At 69.3% G+C, this 18,926-nt stretch carries 19 protein-coding genes; 6 read left to right on the top strand and 13 right to left on the bottom strand.

What is annotated here, in order from left to right; genetic code table 11:
• Positions 1-331: 331 nt before the first annotated feature.
• The 3 genes from ON23_RS18030 to ON23_RS18040 all read left to right on the top strand — a co-directional run bounded on the left by ON23_RS18030 (position 332) and on the right by ON23_RS18040 (position 3,251).
• A complete protein-coding gene (locus ON23_RS18030; protein ID WP_039779593.1) occupies positions 332-1,468 on the top strand; it encodes a phosphotransferase family protein in 1,137 nt (378 codons plus the stop codon).
• An 8-nt stretch (positions 1,469-1,476) separates the two neighbouring features.
• Positions 1,477-2,607 (top strand): Rv3169 family protein, encoded by a 1,131-nt coding sequence (locus ON23_RS18035; RefSeq protein ID WP_051042828.1) that lies wholly within the window; start codon positions 1,477-1,479, stop codon positions 2,605-2,607.
• Positions 2,608-2,741: 134 nt separating this feature from the next.
• A complete protein-coding gene (locus ON23_RS18040) occupies positions 2,742-3,251 on the top strand; it encodes a hypothetical protein (RefSeq protein WP_039779594.1) in 510 nt (169 codons plus the stop codon).
• Positions 3,252-3,435: 184 nt separating this feature from the next.
• Here the strand turns inward: ON23_RS18040 and ON23_RS38820 are convergent, their stop codons facing one another.
• From ON23_RS38820 to ON23_RS39595, 5 genes are all read right to left on the bottom strand, one after another.
• Positions 3,436-3,798, bottom strand: a complete 363-nt coding sequence (locus ON23_RS38820) for a cobalamin biosynthesis protein (RefSeq protein WP_051042835.1) — start codon at positions 3,796-3,798, stop codon at positions 3,436-3,438.
• A 319-nt stretch (positions 3,799-4,117) separates the two neighbouring features.
• A complete protein-coding gene (locus tag ON23_RS18050) occupies positions 4,118-5,686 on the bottom strand; it encodes a cobyrinic acid a,c-diamide synthase CobB (RefSeq protein ID WP_039779595.1) in 1,569 nt (522 codons plus the stop codon).
• A 13-nt stretch (positions 5,687-5,699) separates the two neighbouring features.
• Positions 5,700-6,314: a cob(I)yrinic acid a,c-diamide adenosyltransferase gene (cobO, locus tag ON23_RS18055; protein ID WP_036503569.1), complete on the bottom strand. Its 615-nt coding sequence runs from the start codon at positions 6,312-6,314 to the stop codon at positions 5,700-5,702.
• Between the two features lie 113 nt (positions 6,315-6,427).
• On the bottom strand, positions 6,428-8,473 hold the full coding sequence (locus tag ON23_RS18060; RefSeq protein WP_083904051.1) for a VWA domain-containing protein: 2,046 nt from the start codon (positions 8,471-8,473) through the stop codon (positions 6,428-6,430).
• 54 nt (positions 8,474-8,527) lie between these two features.
• Entirely contained in the window at positions 8,528-8,656 is a 129-nt protein-coding gene (locus ON23_RS39595; protein ID WP_275942022.1) for a hypothetical protein, read from the bottom strand.
• 51 nt (positions 8,657-8,707) lie between these two features.
• On the opposite strand from ON23_RS39595, the gene ON23_RS18065 reads away from it, so the two are divergent.
• Entirely contained in the window at positions 8,708-9,484 is a 777-nt protein-coding gene (locus ON23_RS18065) for an EI24 domain-containing protein (RefSeq protein ID WP_039779598.1), read from the top strand.
• A gap of 77 nt (positions 9,485-9,561) precedes the next feature.
• Here ON23_RS18065 and ON23_RS18070 read toward each other — a convergent pair whose 3' ends face one another.
• Both ON23_RS18070 and mqo read right to left on the bottom strand, forming a co-directional pair.
• Positions 9,562-10,011 carry a GNAT family N-acetyltransferase gene (locus ON23_RS18070; protein ID WP_039779600.1) on the bottom strand — a complete coding sequence of 150 codons (450 nt, stop codon included), beginning with the start codon at positions 10,009-10,011 and terminating at the stop codon, positions 9,562-9,564.
• Between the two features lie 21 nt (positions 10,012-10,032).
• Positions 10,033-11,550 (bottom strand): malate dehydrogenase (quinone), encoded by a 1,518-nt coding sequence (gene mqo / locus ON23_RS18075; RefSeq protein ID WP_039779601.1) that lies wholly within the window; start codon positions 11,548-11,550, stop codon positions 10,033-10,035.
• 191 nt (positions 11,551-11,741) lie between these two features.
• Between mqo and ON23_RS18080 the strand changes: the two genes are divergently transcribed.
• On the top strand, positions 11,742-12,749 hold the full coding sequence (locus ON23_RS18080) for an alpha/beta hydrolase (protein ID WP_051042829.1): 1,008 nt from the start codon (positions 11,742-11,744) through the stop codon (positions 12,747-12,749).
• Positions 12,750-12,797: 48 nt separating this feature from the next.
• On the opposite strand, the gene ON23_RS18085 is transcribed toward ON23_RS18080, so the two are convergent.
• The 5 genes from ON23_RS18085 to ON23_RS18105 form a co-directional block, all read right to left on the bottom strand.
• A complete protein-coding gene (locus ON23_RS18085; protein WP_039779602.1) occupies positions 12,798-13,358 on the bottom strand; it encodes a hypothetical protein in 561 nt (186 codons plus the stop codon).
• Between the two features lie 191 nt (positions 13,359-13,549).
• Positions 13,550-15,124 carry a cobyric acid synthase gene (locus ON23_RS18090; protein ID WP_039779603.1) on the bottom strand — a complete coding sequence of 525 codons (1,575 nt, stop codon included), beginning with the start codon at positions 15,122-15,124 and terminating at the stop codon, positions 13,550-13,552.
• Complete coding sequence (gene map, locus ON23_RS18095; protein ID WP_036503524.1) at positions 15,121-15,984, bottom strand: type I methionyl aminopeptidase; 864 nt, start codon at positions 15,982-15,984, stop codon at positions 15,121-15,123. Before map ends, ON23_RS18090 begins: the two co-directional genes overlap by 4 nt.
• A 59-nt stretch (positions 15,985-16,043) precedes the next feature.
• A complete protein-coding gene (locus ON23_RS18100) occupies positions 16,044-16,475 on the bottom strand; it encodes a hypothetical protein (protein ID WP_223273213.1) in 432 nt (143 codons plus the stop codon).
• A gap of 281 nt (positions 16,476-16,756) precedes the next feature.
• A complete protein-coding gene (locus tag ON23_RS18105) occupies positions 16,757-17,371 on the bottom strand; it encodes a TetR/AcrR family transcriptional regulator C-terminal domain-containing protein (protein WP_039779604.1) in 615 nt (204 codons plus the stop codon).
• Between the two features lie 75 nt (positions 17,372-17,446).
• Between ON23_RS18105 and ON23_RS18110 the strand changes: the two genes are divergently transcribed.
• Positions 17,447-18,001 carry a peroxiredoxin-like family protein gene (locus ON23_RS18110; RefSeq protein WP_039779605.1) on the top strand — a complete coding sequence of 185 codons (555 nt, stop codon included), beginning with the start codon at positions 17,447-17,449 and terminating at the stop codon, positions 17,999-18,001.
• 15 nt (positions 18,002-18,016) lie between these two features.
• On the opposite strand, the gene ON23_RS18115 is transcribed toward ON23_RS18110, so the two are convergent.
• On the bottom strand, positions 18,017-18,778 hold the full coding sequence (locus ON23_RS18115; protein ID WP_083904054.1) for a pirin family protein: 762 nt from the start codon (positions 18,776-18,778) through the stop codon (positions 18,017-18,019).
• Between the last annotated feature and the right edge of the window lie 148 nt (positions 18,779-18,926).

Below are 18,926 nucleotides of genomic sequence, written 5' to 3' on the forward strand. Positions count from 1 at the left end.
CGCCGTAGCGAACGGGTGCGCGGATCGGTGCACGACGTTACGAGGGCCCGCGGCGAAAGTCCTCAGGGCCGGACCCCGATTCCGCGCTACTCCGCGCGGCGTACGTGGCAGCACGAACCTCAGGGGTGGCCCCCGCACCCGTTCGTGCGCACCGCGGGCAAACCGGATCCCGGTGAGCGGAACGGCGGAAAATTCGCCGCCGATTCCGCGCCACCGCGCACTAGAACGCGTTACATTTCATCCACACGCCACCCGCGCCGGGCCAGATTCGGCCGTGCCCGCACGTAATGAGTTGGCGCACAGACGTTTTCATCCCGTCAGGAGGTCCGATATGTCGGGCGAATCCGATACCGACCCCGGGCAGCGGCGGCAACTGACCACCAGCGCTCGCGATCTCGACGAACTCGCCGAGCGACTCACCCAGTGGCTGGCCGGCAAGCTCACCGGCACCACCGGGCCGGTGATCACGGGGCTGTCGCGGCCACAGGCGGGCGGTATGTCCAGTTCCTCGGTGATGTTCGAGGCGAGCTGGGAGCGCGACGGCCGCACCGAAGGCGGCTCGTACGTGGCACGCATGCCTCCCGAGGAGGGCTCGTTCCCCGTCTTCGAGAACTACGATCTCGATACCCAGTACGCGGTGATGGCCGGCGTCGGCGCGCACAGCGATGTGCCGGTGCCGCGGCTGTGCTGGTTCGAACCGGACGAATCCGTACTCGGCACACCGTTTTTCGTGATGGAACGGGTCAACGGCCGGATCCCGGAGGACAATCCGCCGTACGTCTTCGTCGGCTGGGTCTTCGACGCCACACCGCAGCAGCGCATGCGGATCACCCGCGCCACGGTGGACATCATCGCGAGAGTCCACGCCATCGCCGATCCGGCGGCGACATTCCCCGCCCTGGCCGGGGAAGGATCGTCGCTGCGCCGCCACTTCGACGCCCAGCGCCACTGGTACCGCTGGGCACTCGCCGACGACGGTTACCGAATCCCGTTGCTGGAGCGCGGTTTCGACTGGCTCGAACAACATTGGCCCGCCGATCCGGGACCGGACGTGCTGAACTGGGGCGACGCCCGGCCCGGCAACATCATCTTCGACGAATTCGACCCGGTCGCGGTCCTGGACTGGGAGATGGCCACCCTCGGCCCGCGCGAACTCGACGTGGCGTGGCTGATCTTCATCCACCGCTTCTTCCAGGACATCGCCACCCGCTTCGACCAGCCCGGACTGCCGGACTATCTGCGCCGCGACGACGTGGTCGCGCGCTACGAAGAGCTCACCGGCCATCGGCCGCGGGATCTGGAGTGGTATCTCGTCTACGCCGCGCTGCGCCACGGCATCGTGATGGCGCGCATCAAACGGCGGATGATCCACTTCGGCGAGGACACCGACACCGACGACCGCGACGACTACGTGATGCACCGAGCGGCCCTCGAGGCCCTGCTCGACGGCACCTACCAGTGGGATTGAGGAGATTGATGGCAGGCATCGACGGACATCCGGCGCACCAGGCACCGGTTCCGCTGGACGAATATCCGGTGCACCAGACGCCGCTGTCGCTGGCGCGCGCGGCCACCACCGACCGGAACTTCTACGACCGCAGCTACTTCAACGCCCACGACCGCAGCGGCGGCACGATGCTGGTCACCGGCTTCGGCGTCTATCCGAATCTCGGTGTGATCGACGCCTACGCCGCGGTCCGCCGCGGCGATATCCAGCGCACGGTCCGATTCTCGGACGCCCTGCCACCGCGCGATCTGAACATGAGCGTCGGCGGCTATCGCATCGAGGTGATCGAACCGCTGCGACGCGTCCGGGTGATCTGCGAGCACGACGACCTGTCGTTCGACCTCACCTGGGACGGGTCATTCCCCGCCGTGCAGGAGCAGCCGCATCTCATCCACACCGGCAGCCGGCCGATCATCGACGCCTCCCGGTTCGCCCAGGTCGGCTCCTGGTCGGGGACATTGCACGTCGACGGTGACGACATCGCCGTCGATCCGGAGATCTGGATGGGGACCCGCGACCGGTCCTGGGGTATCCGGCCGGTCGGCGAGACCGAGCCACCCGGCCGCGACGCGAGCGAACCGGCGGCCGGATTCTGGTGGCTCTACGTGCCGCTGCGGTTCGACGACTTCGCAATCGTGGTCATCGTGCAGGAGAATCCGGACGGCTTCCGCACCCTCAACGACGCCGTACGGGTGTGGCCGGACGGGCGCGTCGAACAGCTGGGCTGGCCGCGCATTCACCTCGAATATCGTTCCGGCACGCGAATTCCCGTCTCCGCGCGGCTGGACATGACCGCCGGTGACGGCTCGCCGCTGACCGTCGAGGTGCGTGCGCACACCTGCATTCCGCTGCATATCGGCTGCGGTTACGGCGGCGATCCGGATTGGCTGCACGGGCAGTGGAAGGGACGTGACTGGTCGTCGAGCAGCCGCTACGACCTGACGGATCCGGCGGTGGCCGGGCGAATTCCGTGGGGTGTGATCGACCACGTCGGACAGGCACGGTGCGGCGACGCCGAAGGCTGGGGGCTGTTCGAACACGGCAGCCTCGGTCGGCACGACCCCACCGGCTTCGCCGATTGGACCTCGGTCGCACCGTAACCCGAGCCGCTCCGCGAGCCGCATTGTCGAGGCCGCTCCGCGAGCCGTGCCCGATGTGAGCTGGATCTCAGGTACCCTGCGACGGATCGACGCCGGGCCGCCGGCCCGGGACGGCACAGCGAGAGGCAGGCACGATGAGCGGTTTCCGTGTTTCGCGTGGTACCTCCCAGGTTCTCCCCGGCCCGGCGCTGTCGTCCGGGCGGGCGTGGCGCGCCCGCACCCGGGCCGGGTTCGTCCTGGCGGCCGGGACGCTGGCGGGCGCACTGCTCCCGATCGTGGGGGCGGCCCCGGCCGAAGCGACGGTGGCTCCCACGATCGCGGTCTCGATGTCCGGGTCGGCACTGAGCCCGGTCAGCGGGGCGCTGGTCGGTTGCGCCCAGAACGCGGTCGCGACGGTGCGCAACCCCGACGGCAGCCCCGTCACCCACGGCACCGTCGACTTCTTCAGTCACCTCTCGGGGATCAGCGGCAATATCGTCGGCACCGCCCCGGTGGTCAACGGCGTCGCCAGCATCGGCTGGATGCCCGACCGGCCGGGCGAACACGTCGTCAGCGCGGTGTACTACGACGGACTCCCGGAACTCTCACCGGTCGCCGGATACACCATCGTGACGACCGCGAGCCTCGGCGGCGCCTGCGTCTAAGGCGTTGCGGGACAGCAACTTTCCTAGCCGCCCGGCCGAATCCGCACCGCCGTGGATTCGGCCGGTTTCGTTCGGGCCGCCTATCCGCCGGGTTCGTCACGGCCGGACCACGATCCGATCGGAGACGGGCGTTCGTGGCACCGCCTGCGAAACAGCGCCGGCGAGTACGGCGGGTGTCCCGCGTTCACTCCTCTTCCGCGACGGCGATCGTGATCGTGCCGAACACGGTCTTCGGCACGATCAGCCGCCCGCGCCGACCCCAGCGCCTCCAGGCGAGCAGCGCTGCCGCTTCGGCGACGCTCGGCGTGCCGACCGCGACGGCCGCACGGTCGCCCGGATGAGGAACGTCGACATGAGCCAGTTCGTCCGCACCGAATCCGATCACCGGCACCTCGAACGCGGCCGCGGCAGCGACGATTCCCGGCTCCTCCGCCCGCCGATCGATCGTCGCCAGGCATCGGATCGCAGTGTGCCCCATCACTTTCCGCACGGCCGCCACGATGGCTTCGGCCGCCGGATCGGGCCGTGACCCGATTCCTACGACCACCGCCCCGCTCATCGGTCCCCGTTTGCCCGGCCGGTGGTCGAATGCCGGCCGGGTGCGCCGCAACGAACTGTTCCGATCGGGCACGGGCGTGATGCCGGCACCTCGGTCACGGCGCAGTGAGTCGGTTCGCATGGGCGTCCGCCAGGGAGTCGTCTTCGGGCGAGGTCCGCCGCTGCCCGGTTCAGCCGTCCGATGCCCGCGGGCAATTCCCGCCCGCGACGACGAGTGGCCTCTCCCCCGCGCCGCCCGCCGAAAGGGAGGCGCTCGCGCTGCTCGGGCCGATCGGCGGGTCGTTTCGAGGATCGCTCGCGCATCGCCGTCACACGCCGGCGTGCGCCACGGCGAACTTTTCACACGCCGCGACGAAACGAACTGTGGCCGTGGGATTTCCGGCGGGATGGGTGTGCAGATAGGAGGCATGCACTCGGTGCGCCACCGCACCTTCCCGGACCGCGGCCTCGTCGGTGCGCCATCCCCAGGCGGGTGGGTTCGATCCCGTGGTGACCAGGCGGGTGCGGTGGAATTCGTGGCCGCGCACACGTTCTCCGGTGCGCCACAGCACCGAGTCGGCCAGGGCCACGGCATCGCGGTAGCCGAGAGTCAGGCGCGGTCCGAATTCGGCGGTGGCATCGAGGACTCCGGCCATGCGGTGCCCGTCCAGCGAACGGGTCAGATAGAGCAGGCCCGCGCATTCGGCATGGATCGGCATGCCCCGGGCGGCAGACTCGGCGACCGCGGTCAGCAGTGGCGTATTCGCGGCCAGATCGGCGGCATGCTCCTCCGGGAAACCGCCGGGCAGCACCAGACCGGCTGTGCCCGAGGGCAATTGCTCGTGCAACGGATCGAACACCGCCACCTGCGCCCCGGCCGCCACCAGCAGTTCACGATGTTCGGCGTAACCGAAGGTGAACGCCGGCCCGCCCGCCATCGCGACGATCGGCGCCGGCTCGCGCACCACACTGCCCGACGCGGACGCCGGTACCGGCGTCTCCGGCTCGCCGGTCTGTTGCGGCCCTGCCTTCTCCGACGAGATCCGCGACGTCGCGGCCGCCGTACTGCCGGAGGGCAGCGCTGCTCCGGGCGAGCCGGTGTCCTCGCCCGGCTCCGGGCCGTCGAGGGCGGTCCGGTCCTGTCGATGCGGGGCCACGACTTCACCCATCGGATCCCACGCGTGGCCGTCCACATCGGCGAAGGCCAGTCGCGCGACCGCACCCACATCGACGTGCGCGCCGACGAGTTCGGTCATGGCCGCGACCGCCGCATGCGCCGCGGAACCGTGCTCGACCGCCGGAACGAGGCCGAGATGCCGTGCGGGAACAGCCAGTTCGTCCATCCGCGGCAGCGCGCCGAGCACCGGAAGACCGACCCGGGCGCAGGCGGCGCGCAGCACCTGTTCGTGGCGCGGGCTGCCGACACGGTTGAGGATCACGCCGCCGAGCCGGATCCCGCTGTCGAAGGTCGCGAACCCGTGCAGCAGGGCGGCCAGGCTCTGACTGTGGCCGCGCGCGTCGACGACCAGCAGCACCGGGGCGCCGAGCAGCGCGGCGACCTGTGCGGTCGACCCCTCGGCGATCGGGGCGGGATTCGCGGCGTCGATGCGGCCGTCGAACAGGCCCATCACGCCCTCGACCACGGCCACATCGCAGCCCGCGCTGCCGTGCCGGTACAGCGGCACCACCCGCTCGGCGCCGACCAGCACCGGATCCAGATTGCGTCCCGGCCGCCCGGCGGCCAGACCGTGATACCCGGGATCGATGTAGTCGGGTCCCACCTTGAACGGCGCGACCCGATGTCCGGCGCGGCGCAGCGCTCCGATCAAACCGGTTGCCAGCGTGGTCTTTCCGCTGCCCGAGGCGGGCGCGGCGATCACCACGGCCGGAGTCGTCATCGGCCGCCCGCCGTCACCACTCGATACCCCGCTGACCCTTGCGCCCGGCGTCCATCGGATGTTTCACCTTGCTCATCTCGGTGACCAGATCCGCCGCGTCGACCAGTGCCTGCGGGGCGTCGCGGCCGGTGATCACCACATGCTGGTTGCCGGGCCGGTTCCGCAGCGTCTCGACCACCTCGTCGACGTCCACCCAGCCCCATTTCAGCGGGTAGGTGAACTCGTCGAGGACGTAGAAGCGGTGCTGTTCGGCGGTCAGCCGGCGCGCGATCTCCCGCCATCCGGCCAGGGCCGCGGCAGCGTGATCGTCCTCGCTGCCCTGTTTGCGGGTCCACGACCAGCCCTCGCCCATCTTGTGCCATTCCACCGGGCCGCCGGTGCCGGTCTCCTCGTGCAGCCGGCCCAGGGTGCGGAAAGCGGCTTCCTCGCCGACCTTCCATTTCGCGCTCTTCACGAATTGGAAGACCGCGATGTCGAATCCCTGATTCCAGGCCCGCAACGCCATCCCGAACGCCGCGGTCGACTTGCCCTTGCCGGGACCGGTGTGCACCGCGAGCACCGGCTGATTACGCCGCTGGCGAGTGGTCAGCCCGTCGTCGGGAATCGTCTCCGGAACGCCCTTCGGCATCGCTGCATCCTCCTGGTCGAGCACCTACGCATCACATTCCCACATCCGCACATCCGGTCGGCCGCGCGGGTCCGGCCGTCGTACGGTCCGACCGATCGCGGGCGGTGTGGCGCTCACGCCGCCAGATGATGCGGCAGCCCGGACTTGACGGCGGCGGCGACCGAATCGCCGGTGAGCTCGCCGAGGCGCAGGTAGGTGGCGCGCAGCTCGCGGGCGAACTCGGCGGCCAGACCCAGCCGGACCATGCCGCGCTCGCAGTCCACGACCACGCCGGCCACACCGTCGCGGGCGAGCAGGCGGGCGGCGGCGCGGGCACGCGGGATCGGGTCGGCACCGCCGGTGGCGCGGCCGTCGGTGAGCAGCACGACCATCGCGCGACGCTGCGGGTCGCGGACGTGTTCGCGGGCCACCACCTCGCGGGCCTTCAGCAATCCCTGTGCCAGTGGGGTTTTGCCGCCGGTGCGCAGATCGGTGAGGCGGCGCACCGCGATATCCACCGAGGAGGTCGGCGGCAGTACCAGCTCGGCCTCGCTGCCGCGCACGGTGATCACGGCGACCTTGTCGCGGCGCTGATAGGCGTCGCGCAGCAGGGCCACCACCGCCCCGGTGACCGCCGACAGACGATCGCGGGCGGCCATCGACCCGGAGGCGTCGACCACGAACACCACCAGATTGCCTTCGCGCCCTTCGCGATACGCGCCGCGAAGGTCGGCCGCATGCAATGCCAGCGGGCCGTCGACGCGGCCGCGGGCATGCTGATGGGGTGCGGCGGCGAACAGGGTGCCCAGCAGATGGAGCCCGGTGGAGGTGTCGGTGACCGACCGCACCACCCGGCCGTGCCGGGTGTGGGCGCGGGATCGGCGTCCGGGAGCGCCCTCCCCGACTCCCGGGATCTCCCAGTGGGGCGGGCGGGCAACGGAATTCGCCGGGGCCGCCGCGCTGCCCTCGCGGGCGCCGCCGCGCGGGCCGCCGCCCGGTGAGCCGGGACCGTCGTCGTCAGGGCCCTTGTCGTCGGGGCCGTCGGAGCCCTTGTTCTCGGGAGCTTCGGCGTCCGTATCCGGCTCGCGCTGGTCACGATCGAACTCGCGCTTCGGATCGGACTCCGTTTCCGCTGCGTCGCTCGGGGTTTCGTCTTCCGCGGCACGCTGCTCGGCGCGGGCCCGTTCGGCCTCCTGTTCGGCATCGCGCATGGCGTCGTCGAGTTGTTCGTCGGTGATGCCCGGTTCGTCGAACGGATCGCGCCGGCGACGGTGCGGCAGTGCCAGTTCCGCGGCGATACGCACGTCATCGGCAGTGACGCACTCACTTCCACGCCACGCCGCATGGGCCGTCGCGGTGCGCGCCACCACCAGATCCGCGCGCATGCCGTCGACGTCGAAGGATGCGCACAGCGCCGCGATCCGGCGCAGTTCGATATCGTCGAGCGCCACCTCGGCGAGGCGTTCCCGCGCGGCGAGAATGCGCTCGGCGACGTCGCGATCGGCCGCGGCGTAGGCGGCCGCGAAGGCGGCGGGATCGGCCTCGTAGTCGAGGCGGCGGCGCACCACGGCCATGCGCACGTCCACATCGCGGGAGGCCGCGACGTCGACGGTGAGGCCGAAGCGGTCCAGTAGCTGCGGGCGGAGTTCACCCTCCTCCGGGTTCATGGTGCCGACCAGGACGAACCGAGCCGGATGCGAATGCGACACCCCGTCGCGTTCGATATGCACCCGCCCCATGGCCGCCGCGTCGAGCAGGACGTCGACGAGGTGGTCGTGCAGCAGATTCACTTCGTCGACGTACAGCACGCCGTGATGGGCGGCCGCCAGCAGCCCCGGCCGGAACGCCTGTTCCCCGTCGCGCAGCACCCGCTCCAGATCCAGCGATCCCACGACCCGGTCCTCGGTGGCGCCGACCGGCAGCTCCACCAGCCGGGCGGGCCGCTGCCCACTCTCGTCGGCCACCGGCGGCAACAACTGCGCAAGCGCCCGCACCACGGTCGATTTCGCGGTCCCCTTCTCCCCGCGCACCAATACTCCGCCGATCCCCGGATGCACCGCACACAGAATCAGCGCCAGCTGCAACTGCTCCTGCCCCACCACCGCCGAGAACGGAAACCCCGCCTCACCGTCGTGGTGCGCGGACACAGCCGATGCGGATTCATCTCGGAAATCGGACACGCACCCACTGTATGCGCGCCCCGTTCCGCCCCCGCACCGGGCTGCCCTGTCGCACTACAGCCGCTGCCCCGCCGCGATCCGCCGCACCACCAGTGGCAACACCACATGCTCGGCCTCCAGCACCCGCGCGGCCAGGGTTTCGACGGTGTCGTCCGCGAGCACCGGAACCGCGCAGTTTCGCACAGCTGTACGAGGTATTCGGCGCGCTTCTCACCTGCCGAATACGCTGGGCGGGTGCGGGATGTGGTGCGGGGCTTCGGGTATCTGGTGCGGGGGCAGCGGTGGGCCGCGGCGCATCGGCGGGAGCTGGGGCTGGGATTGCTGCCGGGCGTGCTCTCGATGGTGCTGTATCTGGGGCTGCTGGTGGCGCTGGTGTGGTTCGCGGGGGATCTGGTCGCGTGGGCGACGCCGTTCGCGGCGCACTGGTCGTCGCCGTGGCCAGGCCTGCTGCGCGGCGGCCTGGCCGTGCTGCTGGTCCTGCTGGGGCTGTTCCTGGCGGTGATCACGTTCACCGCGGTGACGCTGGTGATCGGCCAGCCGTTCTACGAGGCCGTGTCGGAACGGGTGGATCGGTCGCTGTCGGCCGACGGGCGTGCGCCGGAATCGGGACTGCCGCCGTGGCGGGAGGTCTGGATCGGGGTCCGCGACGGGGTGCGCATTCTGATCCGGGCGGCGGTGTGGGGCGTGGTGCTGTTCTGCGCCGGATTCCTGCCGCTGGTCGGGCAGACCGCCGTCCCGGTGCTCGGGGTCTGCGTGGCCGGGTTCTTCCTGGCGCAGGAACTGACCGCCGTCGCGATGCTGCGCCGTGGAATCGAGTTGCGCGAACATCTGACGATGCTGCGTTCGCATCGAATGCTGGTGTGGGGCTTCGGTATTCCGCTGGCCGCCGCATTCCTCGTGCCGTTCGTGGCGATCGTCCTGATGCCGGGTGCGGTCGCCGGCGCGACGATGCTCGCCCGCGAATTATGCGGTGCGGACACCGATCCGGCGCCGAATCCGTTGCGGGACTGACGACTCGCCCCGGCACGAGAGGGCCCCGCACCCCGGAACGGGATACGGGGCCGACAGCTCCGTGGTGGACCCGCCACTCAGCCTCTGCGCATGGGGATGTGCGCTATCCCGTCTTCCTCGTACTCCTCGCCGTCGGGCTTGAACCCGTGCTTGGTGTAGAGGTCGACCAGATAGGTCTGGGCGTTCAAACGCACTGTCGCCGAACCGGCTTCGGCGATGGCCGCCTGCAGCACGCGGGTGGTGTAGCCGTGACCACGCGCTTCCGGAGTCGTGCACAACCGGCCGATGCGGAACGACTTCACCCCGTTGTGGTGCTCCTCGAGCAGCCGCAGGGTGCAGATGATCTCACCCTCGTCGTCGAGCCAGAAGTGGCGTGTCTCGGGGAGCAGATCGAGCCCGTCCAGTTCCGGATAAGCGCATTTCTGCTCCACGACGAACACTTCGACGCGCAGTTTCAACAGCTTGTACAGCGTCGCGGTATCGAGATCCGCGGCCCACGACCGTTTGAGCGCAACCGTTGACATCATCGCGTCTTGCTATCACATGTTTCAGCTGTGCGCGACCCCTGCGGCGATCGGCGTGTTGTCGGCACGGCCGCTGCCGTTGAGATTGAGGGCCTTGGTCGACCAGTCCCACACCTCGTGGAACAGCGCCTGATTCTCCGAGAGCTTCACACCCAGCGACGGCACCATTTCCTTGAGTTTCGGTGTCCAATCGGCGTATTCGCTCGGGAAGCAGCGCTGCAGCACGTCGATCATCGCGCTGACACAGGTGGAGGCGCCGGGCGAGGCGCCGAGCAGTCCGGCGATGGAGCCGTCACCGGCGGCGATCACCGCGGTGCCGAGTTCCAGGACGCCGCCCGCACCCTTGCGCCGGATGATCTGCACGCGCTGACCGGCGGTGATCAGCTCCCAGTCGTGGCCGTCGGCGCGCGGGATGAACTCCTCCATGGTGTTCACCTTGCCCGCCGGCGACTTCAGCAGCTCGCTGACGAGGTACTTGACCAGGCCGAGTTCGGTGACGCCGACTCCCAGCATCGGGGTGACGTTGCCGGCCCGCACGGACTTGAGCAGGTCGCTGAACTTGCCGTCCTTGAGGAACTTCGGGGTCCAGCCGGCGTAGGGGCCGAACAGCAGGCCCGGCTTGCCGTTGATGACGCGAGTGTCCAAGTGCGGCACCGACATCGGCGGCGCGCCGACGGCGGCCTTGCCGTAGACCTTGGCGTCGTGCTTGGCGATCAGCTCGGGGTTGGTGCAGCGCAGGAACTGGCCGCTGACGGGGAATCCGGCGAAGCCCTGGATCTCCTTGATGCCGGCCTTCTGCAGCAGCGGCAGCGCGTAGCCGCCCGCGCCGACGAAGACGAATTTGGCGTCGATCGTGCGCGTGGTGCGGGTGCGGGTGTTGCGGACCTTGACCGTCCAGCTGCCGTCGGACTTCTTGGACAGGTTGCGCACCTCGTTGCCGAAGGCGATCTCCACGCCCGAGGAGCCGAGGTAGGCCAGCAGCTGCTTGGTCAGCGCTCCGAAGTCGATATCGGTACCGGTCTGGGTCCAGTTCAGCGCGACCGGCTCGGAGAAGTCGCGGCCCCGGGCCATCAGCGGCAGGCGGCGGGTGAACTCGTCCGGGCTGTCGATGAACTCCATACCCTCGAACAGCGGGTGCCGCGACAGCGCCGCGTGGCGCTTGCGCAGATAGTCCACACCGTCGGCACCGTGGCAGAAGCTCACGTGCGGAATGGGATTGATGAAACCCGACGGGTCGGCGAGTACGCCGTTCTCGGCGCCGTAGGCCCAGAACTGGCGCGACACCTGGAAGCGCTCGTTGATATCGATCGCCTTGGTGATGTCGACCGAACCGTCGGCGGCCTGCGGTGTGTAGTTCAGCTCGCACAGCGCCGAGTGGCCGGTGCCCGCGTTGTTCCACGGGTCGCTGCTCTCGGGCGCGGCCGCGTCCAGTCGCTCGAACATGGTGATCGACCAGTCGGGCTGCAACTGGCGAAGCAGTGCACCCAGGGTGGCACTCATGATGCCGGCACCGATGAGGACTACATCGGTCTTTTCAGTCATCGCAGCGTTCGGCACGGGGTGATCGACTTCCTTGTCCAGCGCGGGCACTTGGTGGGCGGGTAATGAGGTTACCCGCCGTTCACTTCAACTTGATTCTGCCCCTCACCATGCCCGTTTCCGAAACCGTCACACATGCACGTTCGGCACGGCTCGCCGTGCAGGCCCCTGAGCGGGTCGAATATCGTGAAGCTGTGACGAACGAGACGCCGCTGGCCCCGTCGACCACCCACGCCTGGCAGCCCGATGTTCTGGGCGAGGGATATCGGCAGTTGACCATTCCGCTCGGGCCCGATCCGGACGGTGAGGGCGTCGTCGACGCCACCCTGGTCCGCCACGAGCCCGATATCGCCGAGCCGGCCGCCGGGGCGGTGCTGTACGTGCACGGCTTCACCGATTACTTCTTCCAGAAGCATCTCGCCGAGCACATGAGTGCGCGCGGCTATCGCTTCTACGCTCTGGATCTGCGCAAGTGCGGACGCTCGCGCCGTCCCGGCCAGACCGCGCACTACGTCAGCGATCTGCGGCTCTACGACGCGGAACTGGATCGCGCGGTGCAGATCGTGCGCGAGGAGACCGGATTGCCGGTGCTGCTGATGGCGCACTCCACCGGCGGTCTGGTGTTGCCGCTGTGGCTGAACCGCCGCGATGCCGCCGCCGAGGGCATCACCGGACTCGTGCTCAACAGCCCGTGGTTCGATCTGCAGGGCCCGGCCTACTACCGCCACATCGGCACCGCCGTGATCGGCGGTGTGGGCCGGGTGCGCGCGATGACGCGCCTGCCCGGCGGGGAGCTGAGCACCTACGGCGACAGCCTGCACACCAGTGTCTCCGGCGAATGGGACTACAACCTCGATTGGAAGCCGCTGGGTGGGTTCCCGGTGCATCTGGGCTGGTTGCGCGCCATCCGCCGCGGTCATGCGGAGCTGCATCGCGGCCTCGACGTCGGGGTTCCGGCGCTGATCCTGCGGTCCAAGGTGACGAAGTTCATGCGCAAGTACGGTCCGGCCGCCGATGTGTCGGATGTGGTGCTCGACGTGCGCCAGATTCAGCGCTGGTCGGGATGTCTGGGCGGGCGCACCAACATCGTGCCGATCGAGGGGGCCCGCCACGACGTGTTCCTCTCGGCGCCGGAGGTGCGCTCGCACGCGTTCACCGAACTGGACGCGTGGCTGAGCTGGTTGCGCGACTTCCGCGCCTGAATCACGGTGCCGCGCAAGGTGTTCGCGGGCTCTACCGAGAGCCCGCGCTCACCACAGGCCCGAGCGCAGCACGATCTCGGTGGCGAATTCGTGATCGGCCTTGATCGGCACCTCGGCGGTGTCGACCTGGGTGACGCGGAATTCGCCGAAGACGTGGCGACCGCAGGAATCGGCGACCGCGCGCGGCAGGTCCTCGGTGGCTATGACGGTGGTCGGCAGTTCCACTGCCGGGCAGGTGGCATCGGCGGCGGTTCCGTCCACGGCCACGGCCGGATGCGGGCGCCCGGCCACCACCAGTCCGACGAACCGGCCGAAGCCGCGCGCGCCCAGTTGCCAGGCCAGTTCCGCGCCCGCGCCGTAGCCGGCCAGGTTGGCCCAGGCCACGCCGAGGTCGTCGAGGATGGCGTAGACCGCGGCCTTGTCCAGGCCGTCGATCGACTCCACCGTGATGGTGCGCAGATCGGAATTGTGCAGTCGCTCGCACACCTGGTCGTAGACGTCGGCCGGAGCTCCGGCGTCGGGTAGCAGCAGCACCGTATGCCTGGACTCCGGCCCGCCGACTCGTACGGTCCAGGCGCGGTCACCGACCGCGATTCGCCGGGTCTCCATGCCGATCAACGCTACACGGCAGCGGACGGGCGCACGCCATGTCCTCGGCCACGTTCATCGCCCGGTGATGACGCGGATCGCAGCGCTGTGAGGTGGGCGGCCTCGGCACCGGAAACTCGACCGCGGCACGTCGAACGAGGACGAGATCGGGCCGCGAACGGATCCGAGCCCCGGCGCACCGGACCCCGCACTCACCGGCCGACGGTGAGAGTCGGCAGTCCCGCGGGCGCACCGTCGCTGATCAGGCGCTCGAGCGCCGCGACGTCGAGGTGTTTCTCGATCAGGTCGGCGAGCAGATCCAATTGAGCGGTACGCACCGCCTCCACACAGGTATCGGAGGCGACCGCGAAGCCGGTGCGACCGGCCTGCCGCGCGGCCTCCCGCAGCCAGGCGCGGCGGAACTCGTCGGATTCCAGCAGCCCGTGCAGATGTGTGCCGCGAACGGCCCCGCGCACGCTGCCTTCGCGGCTGTCCGTCTCGACACCGCTGATCTCGACCCAGGCCGGATCGCCGCTGCGTCGCACCCGGCCGTGGTGAATCTCATAGCCGGACAACGAGATTCCCGCGACAGCTGCCCCGCTCGCCGCGCCGTGGCCGGCACTGCGCCGCAGCACCTTCGGATCGGCGAATTCGATCTCGAGATCCAGCAGGCCGAGACCGTCGACCTCGCCCGCCCCGGATTCGACGTCGTCGTGGATGCGGCGGCCGAGCATCTGGTAGCCGCCGCAGATGCCCAGCACCGGCTTTCCGGCGCCGGCGTGGGCCGCGATCGCGTCCGCGATTCCCGCGCGGCGCAACCAGTTCAGATCCGAGACGGTGGATTTGCTCCCCGGAACGACGATCACGTCGGCGCCGGCCAGCCGCGACGGGTCGCTCACCCAGCGCACCGCGACTCCCGGCTCGCACGCCAGCGCCTCGATATCGGTGGAGTTGGAGATGCGTGGCAGCCGGATCGCGGCGACGCTCAGCCATTCGGTGCCCACCGGCGGGCGCGGGCGGCCGACCGGGGCGTCGGCGACGGTGCCCAGGGAATCCTCCGCGTCGATCCACAGTTCGTCGCTGTAGGGCAGGACCCCGAGCGTCGGGCGGCCGGTGAGCGCGGTCAGCCGGTCCAGCCCCGGCCGCAGCAATTCCACGTCGCCGCGGAACTTGTTGACGATGTAGCCCGAGATCAGCCGCTGATCCTCGGGTTCGAGAATCGCCACGGTGCCGAACAGGTGCGCCAGTACCCCGCCGCGATCGATATCGCCCACCAGCAGGACCGGCAACTGCGCCGCCCGCGCGAGGCCCATATTCGCCAGATCGGTCGCGCGCAGGTTGATCTCGGCGGGTGAGCCGGCGCCCTCGCAGATCACCACGTCGAATTCGGCACGCAGGGCGGCGAGTTCACCGGCCACCACCTCGCGCAACCCCCGCCGGTGCCGGAAATAGTCGCGCGCGCCGACGGTGTCGACCGCGACGCCGCGCACCACCAGCTGCGAACGGCGGTCGCTGCCGGGTTTGAGCAGTACCGGATTGAACCGCACGCTGGGTTCGAGGCCGCAGGCGCGCGCCTGCAACGCCTGTGCCCGGCCGATCTCGCCCCCGTCGAGGGTCACGACCGAATTGTTGGACATGTTCTGCGCCTTGAACGGCGCCACCCGCACGCCGCGCCGCGCCAGCATCCGGCACATGCCGGCCACCACCACGCTCTTACCGGCGTCGGAGGTGGTGCCGGCGACCAGCAGTGCGCCGTTCACCGCGCCGGCCGCAGCGGCGAACCTCATGGGAGCGTGAGGATTTCGGCGCCTTCCTCGGTCACGACCAGCGTGTGCTCGAATTGCGCGGTCCACTTGCGGTCCTTGGTCACCACGGTCCAGCCGTCGTCCCAGATCTCGTAATCGATACCGCCGAGATTGATCATCGGCTCGATGGTGAAGGTCATGCCCGGCTCGATGACCGATTCGATGGCGGGCTGGTCGTAGTGCAGGATCACCAGGCCGCTGTGGAAGGTCGGGCCGACACCGTGGCCGGTGAAGTCGCGGACCACCCCGTAGCCGAAACGATTCGCATACGACTCGATGACGCGCCCGATCACGTTCAGTGCCCGCCCGGGCCGGACCGCCTTGATGGCCCGCATGGTGGCCTCGTGGGTGCGCTCCACCAGCAGCCGGGCCTCCTCGTCGACGTCACCGGCGAGGAAGGTGGCGTTGGTATCGCCGTGCACGCCGTTGATGTAGGCCGTGACATCGATATTGACGATGTCACCGTCCTCGATCACCGTGGAGTCCGGAATGCCGTGGCAGATCACCTCGTTCAGCGAGGTGCAGCAGGATTTGGGGAAGCCCTTGTATCCGAGGGTCGACGGGTAGGCCCCGTGATCGCACAGATAGTCGTGGACGACCGCGTCGAGGTGATCGGTGGTGACGCCCGGAGCGACGGCTTTACCGGCCTCCTGCAGCGCCTGGGCGGCCAGTTTGCTCGCCAGCCGCATCTTCTCGATGGTCTCCGGCGTCTGCACCCACGGTTCGCGGCCCTCGTTCACGGTCTTCTTCCACGCGTACTCCGGCCGCTCGATCGAGCGCGGCACCTCGCGCACGGGCGAGAGCGTTCCGGGGGCGAGCGGCTTGCGGGTGCGCACAGACATGTATTCAGACTATCCGCCCCGGGGCGAGGCCACGGCGGCGACGCCGCTGTGCGCTGCGCTTACCGGGCGGGCGGCGCGGTGACGCCGCTGACGAGGTCGGTATAGCCGTCGACCAGTTCGGCGAGGTGGTACCAGTGCTTGTGGGTGGTGTCGCTGCGGGCGCCGTCGCGGTCGATGGCGCGGTTGGCGGCGACCCAGCTGCCGGCCATGCGGTCCACCATCGGCCCGAGGACATCGGTGCGCAGCGCGACGCCGGTGCGATAACCCGGCAATTCGCGTTCGACCCATTCGTTGATGTCGTCGATGAGTTCACCGCGGCGGCAGTCGATTTCCGCGATGAGGATCGGGTCGGTGATCTGCGCACGCCGGGTGTGCAGTTCGGCCAGCGCCCGGGCCGACCGCAACAGCTCGCGGTCCTGGAATCGCCGACCTTGGAAGGCGCACAACAATTGCGGGGCTGCGGGTAACGCACTGGCAATCGAAGTCGTCATCGTCGCACCGTCATCACTGATCTCCGGATTTCGCTCGTCCGTCGTTCGGATCGAATGTGGCGAATTCAAGGGTAGATCGGATTCTGCTCTTGCATATGCAAGAACGCAAGATTGCGTCCGCATTGCTGGAATCACGGTGTGGTCACAGTCTTCCCGGCGTCAGGATATGCCCGCGACGTGCGATGATGCCTCGAGAACGACTGTGCTGGTAATCATTTCACGGCCCGTCCGTCGACGTCCGGAACCCGCGACGGCGCGTCGGCGATGATCACACCACGCGCTCACTGTGGCGACAAACCACGCAAAACGATCTCCATACCGCCGCGAAATTCCTCTTCGGCCGAGATGTCGCGGGCCTCGCTGGCGGTTTCGATGAGGTAGGGATAGTCCGCCGGCGGCAGCGTCGTGATGGCCACGGTGCCCGCACCGCCGATCGCGGCATGGTGTTCGTTCTCCAGACAGCCGAGCAGGAAGGCCACCAGCGTCCGCTGAGCTATCACTCGCTCCCGCCCCGTGAAACCACCCGCGGTGAGTGCGGCGAGGGTGGCGTCCATCCATCGCAGCGCGGCCGGACTCGCGTGCCGATGCCGCGGCACCAGCGGCGCCGCCGCCGGATGCGCCGCGACCGCCGCCCGCATGCGCTCGAGCAGTAACACGATCGCCGTCCGCCACTCGGCGTCGACGGGGGTGGACACGTCGACGTCACCGAGCAGCCGGTCGACGATCAGCACTTCGAGAGCCTCCCGGTCGGCCACGTAGCGATACAGCGCCATGGTGGCCATCCCCAGTTCGGCGGCCACCGCGCGCATGGTCAGACCGGGCAGGCCCGCGCGGTCGATCACGGCGAGGGCCGCCGTCGACAGGTCCGCGGTGGTCAGCGAGCGAGGGCGGGGCACGGATTGACAGCGTACAAGATACGCGCATACTGGTTTGTAGGCGTACGAGGTACACCTACCTATCGAGGAGCATGCATGTCGGCACCCACCACCATCGCGAGCCGCACCCTGACCGCGGTCACCGGCGAACCGATTCCCGTCCCGGATCCCGATCGCCTGATTCATCTGCAATTCCGCCGGTTCGCGGGATGTCCCATCTGTCATCGCCATCTGCGCACCTTCGTCACCCGGCATGCCGAGATCGCCGCCGCCGGAATCCGCGAGGTCGCCGTCTTCCATTCCGCGGCAGCCGAATTGACCGGCTATGCCGCCGATCTCCCCTTCGACCTGATCGCCGATCCGGACAAGACGCTGTATCGCGAATTCGGTGTGGAATCCGCACACCGCGCACTGCTGCATCCGCGGGCGTGGCCCGGTATCGCACTGGCGATCGGCAGCGCCGTCGGCCCCATGGCGCGCGGCGAACAACCCACACCCCGCGGCACACCGCAGGGCGGTCGCCTCGGACTGCCCGCCGATTTCCTCATCGCCGCCGACGGCTCCATCGCCGCCGCCTCTTACGGCTCACACGCCGACGACCAGTGGTCGGTCGACGAATTGCTCTCCTACGCAGCGGAACTCCGCCCGTGATGACCGTCGAACTGTTCAGGCGGTGCTCGCGTGCATCTCCCAGATCAACACCTCGCTCGGCGCCACGGCCGTGATGCGTTGCCCGCCGGTGGCCGTGGTACGGACCGCGTCACCGGCGGACAGGGTGGTCTGCCCGTCGGCCGTGCCCTCGAAGACGACGGATCCGCGGGCGAGGAAGATGTGGCCGAACGGCGCCTCCGGCACCAGAACCGAACGGCCCGGATCCAGCCGTGCGACATGGAAGGCCGCGTAGCGGTTGCCGAGGGTGATCGCCGTCTCGCCGCGATGCCGGGGCATGCCGGATGCGACGGTGACCAACTCGTTGTGCGACAGGCCGGCCTCGACATCGGACTCCTGATAGCTCGGCGGGCGGCCGGCCTCGTCCGGCGGAATCCACATCTGCACCACGTGCAGGTTCGCGCGCTCGCCGTACACCGCGCCGTTGCGCTCGGAATGCAGGATGCCGGTTCCGGCGCTCATGCGCTGCGCCAGACCGGGGCGGATCAGGCCCGAGTGGCCTGCCGAATCCTGATGCACCACAGTGCCTTCCAGGACCCACGTGACGATCTCGGTATTCAGATGCTGATGCGTGTCGAAACCGGCACCGGCCTCGACGACATCCTCGTTGTGCACCAGCAACATTCCGTGCGCGTTGGCGGCGAGATCGAAATTGCCGGTCGCGGGAAACGACTGCCGGGAATCGAGCCATTCGTTCCGCCAGCCGTATCGCTGCCCGGCCCGGACGATCCGTACCGCCTCCACCGCCGTCGTCGCCATGGCGATCGACCTCCGTTCCACCGCGTGTCCCCTGCTGCAATTCCCGGCCAATCGCGGATATTCCCGGGCGGGCACGATCGTGCCGGGACCTGCGGGCCGGGCGGTATGCTCGCCCGACCGTTCCCGAATCCGTGGAACGTGCTCCAGC

Origin of the sequence: Nocardia cerradoensis NBRC 101014 (assembly GCF_000308535.1) — a bacterium.
GTDB classification, from domain to species: domain Bacteria; phylum Actinomycetota; class Actinomycetes; order Mycobacteriales; family Mycobacteriaceae; genus Nocardia; species Nocardia cerradoensis.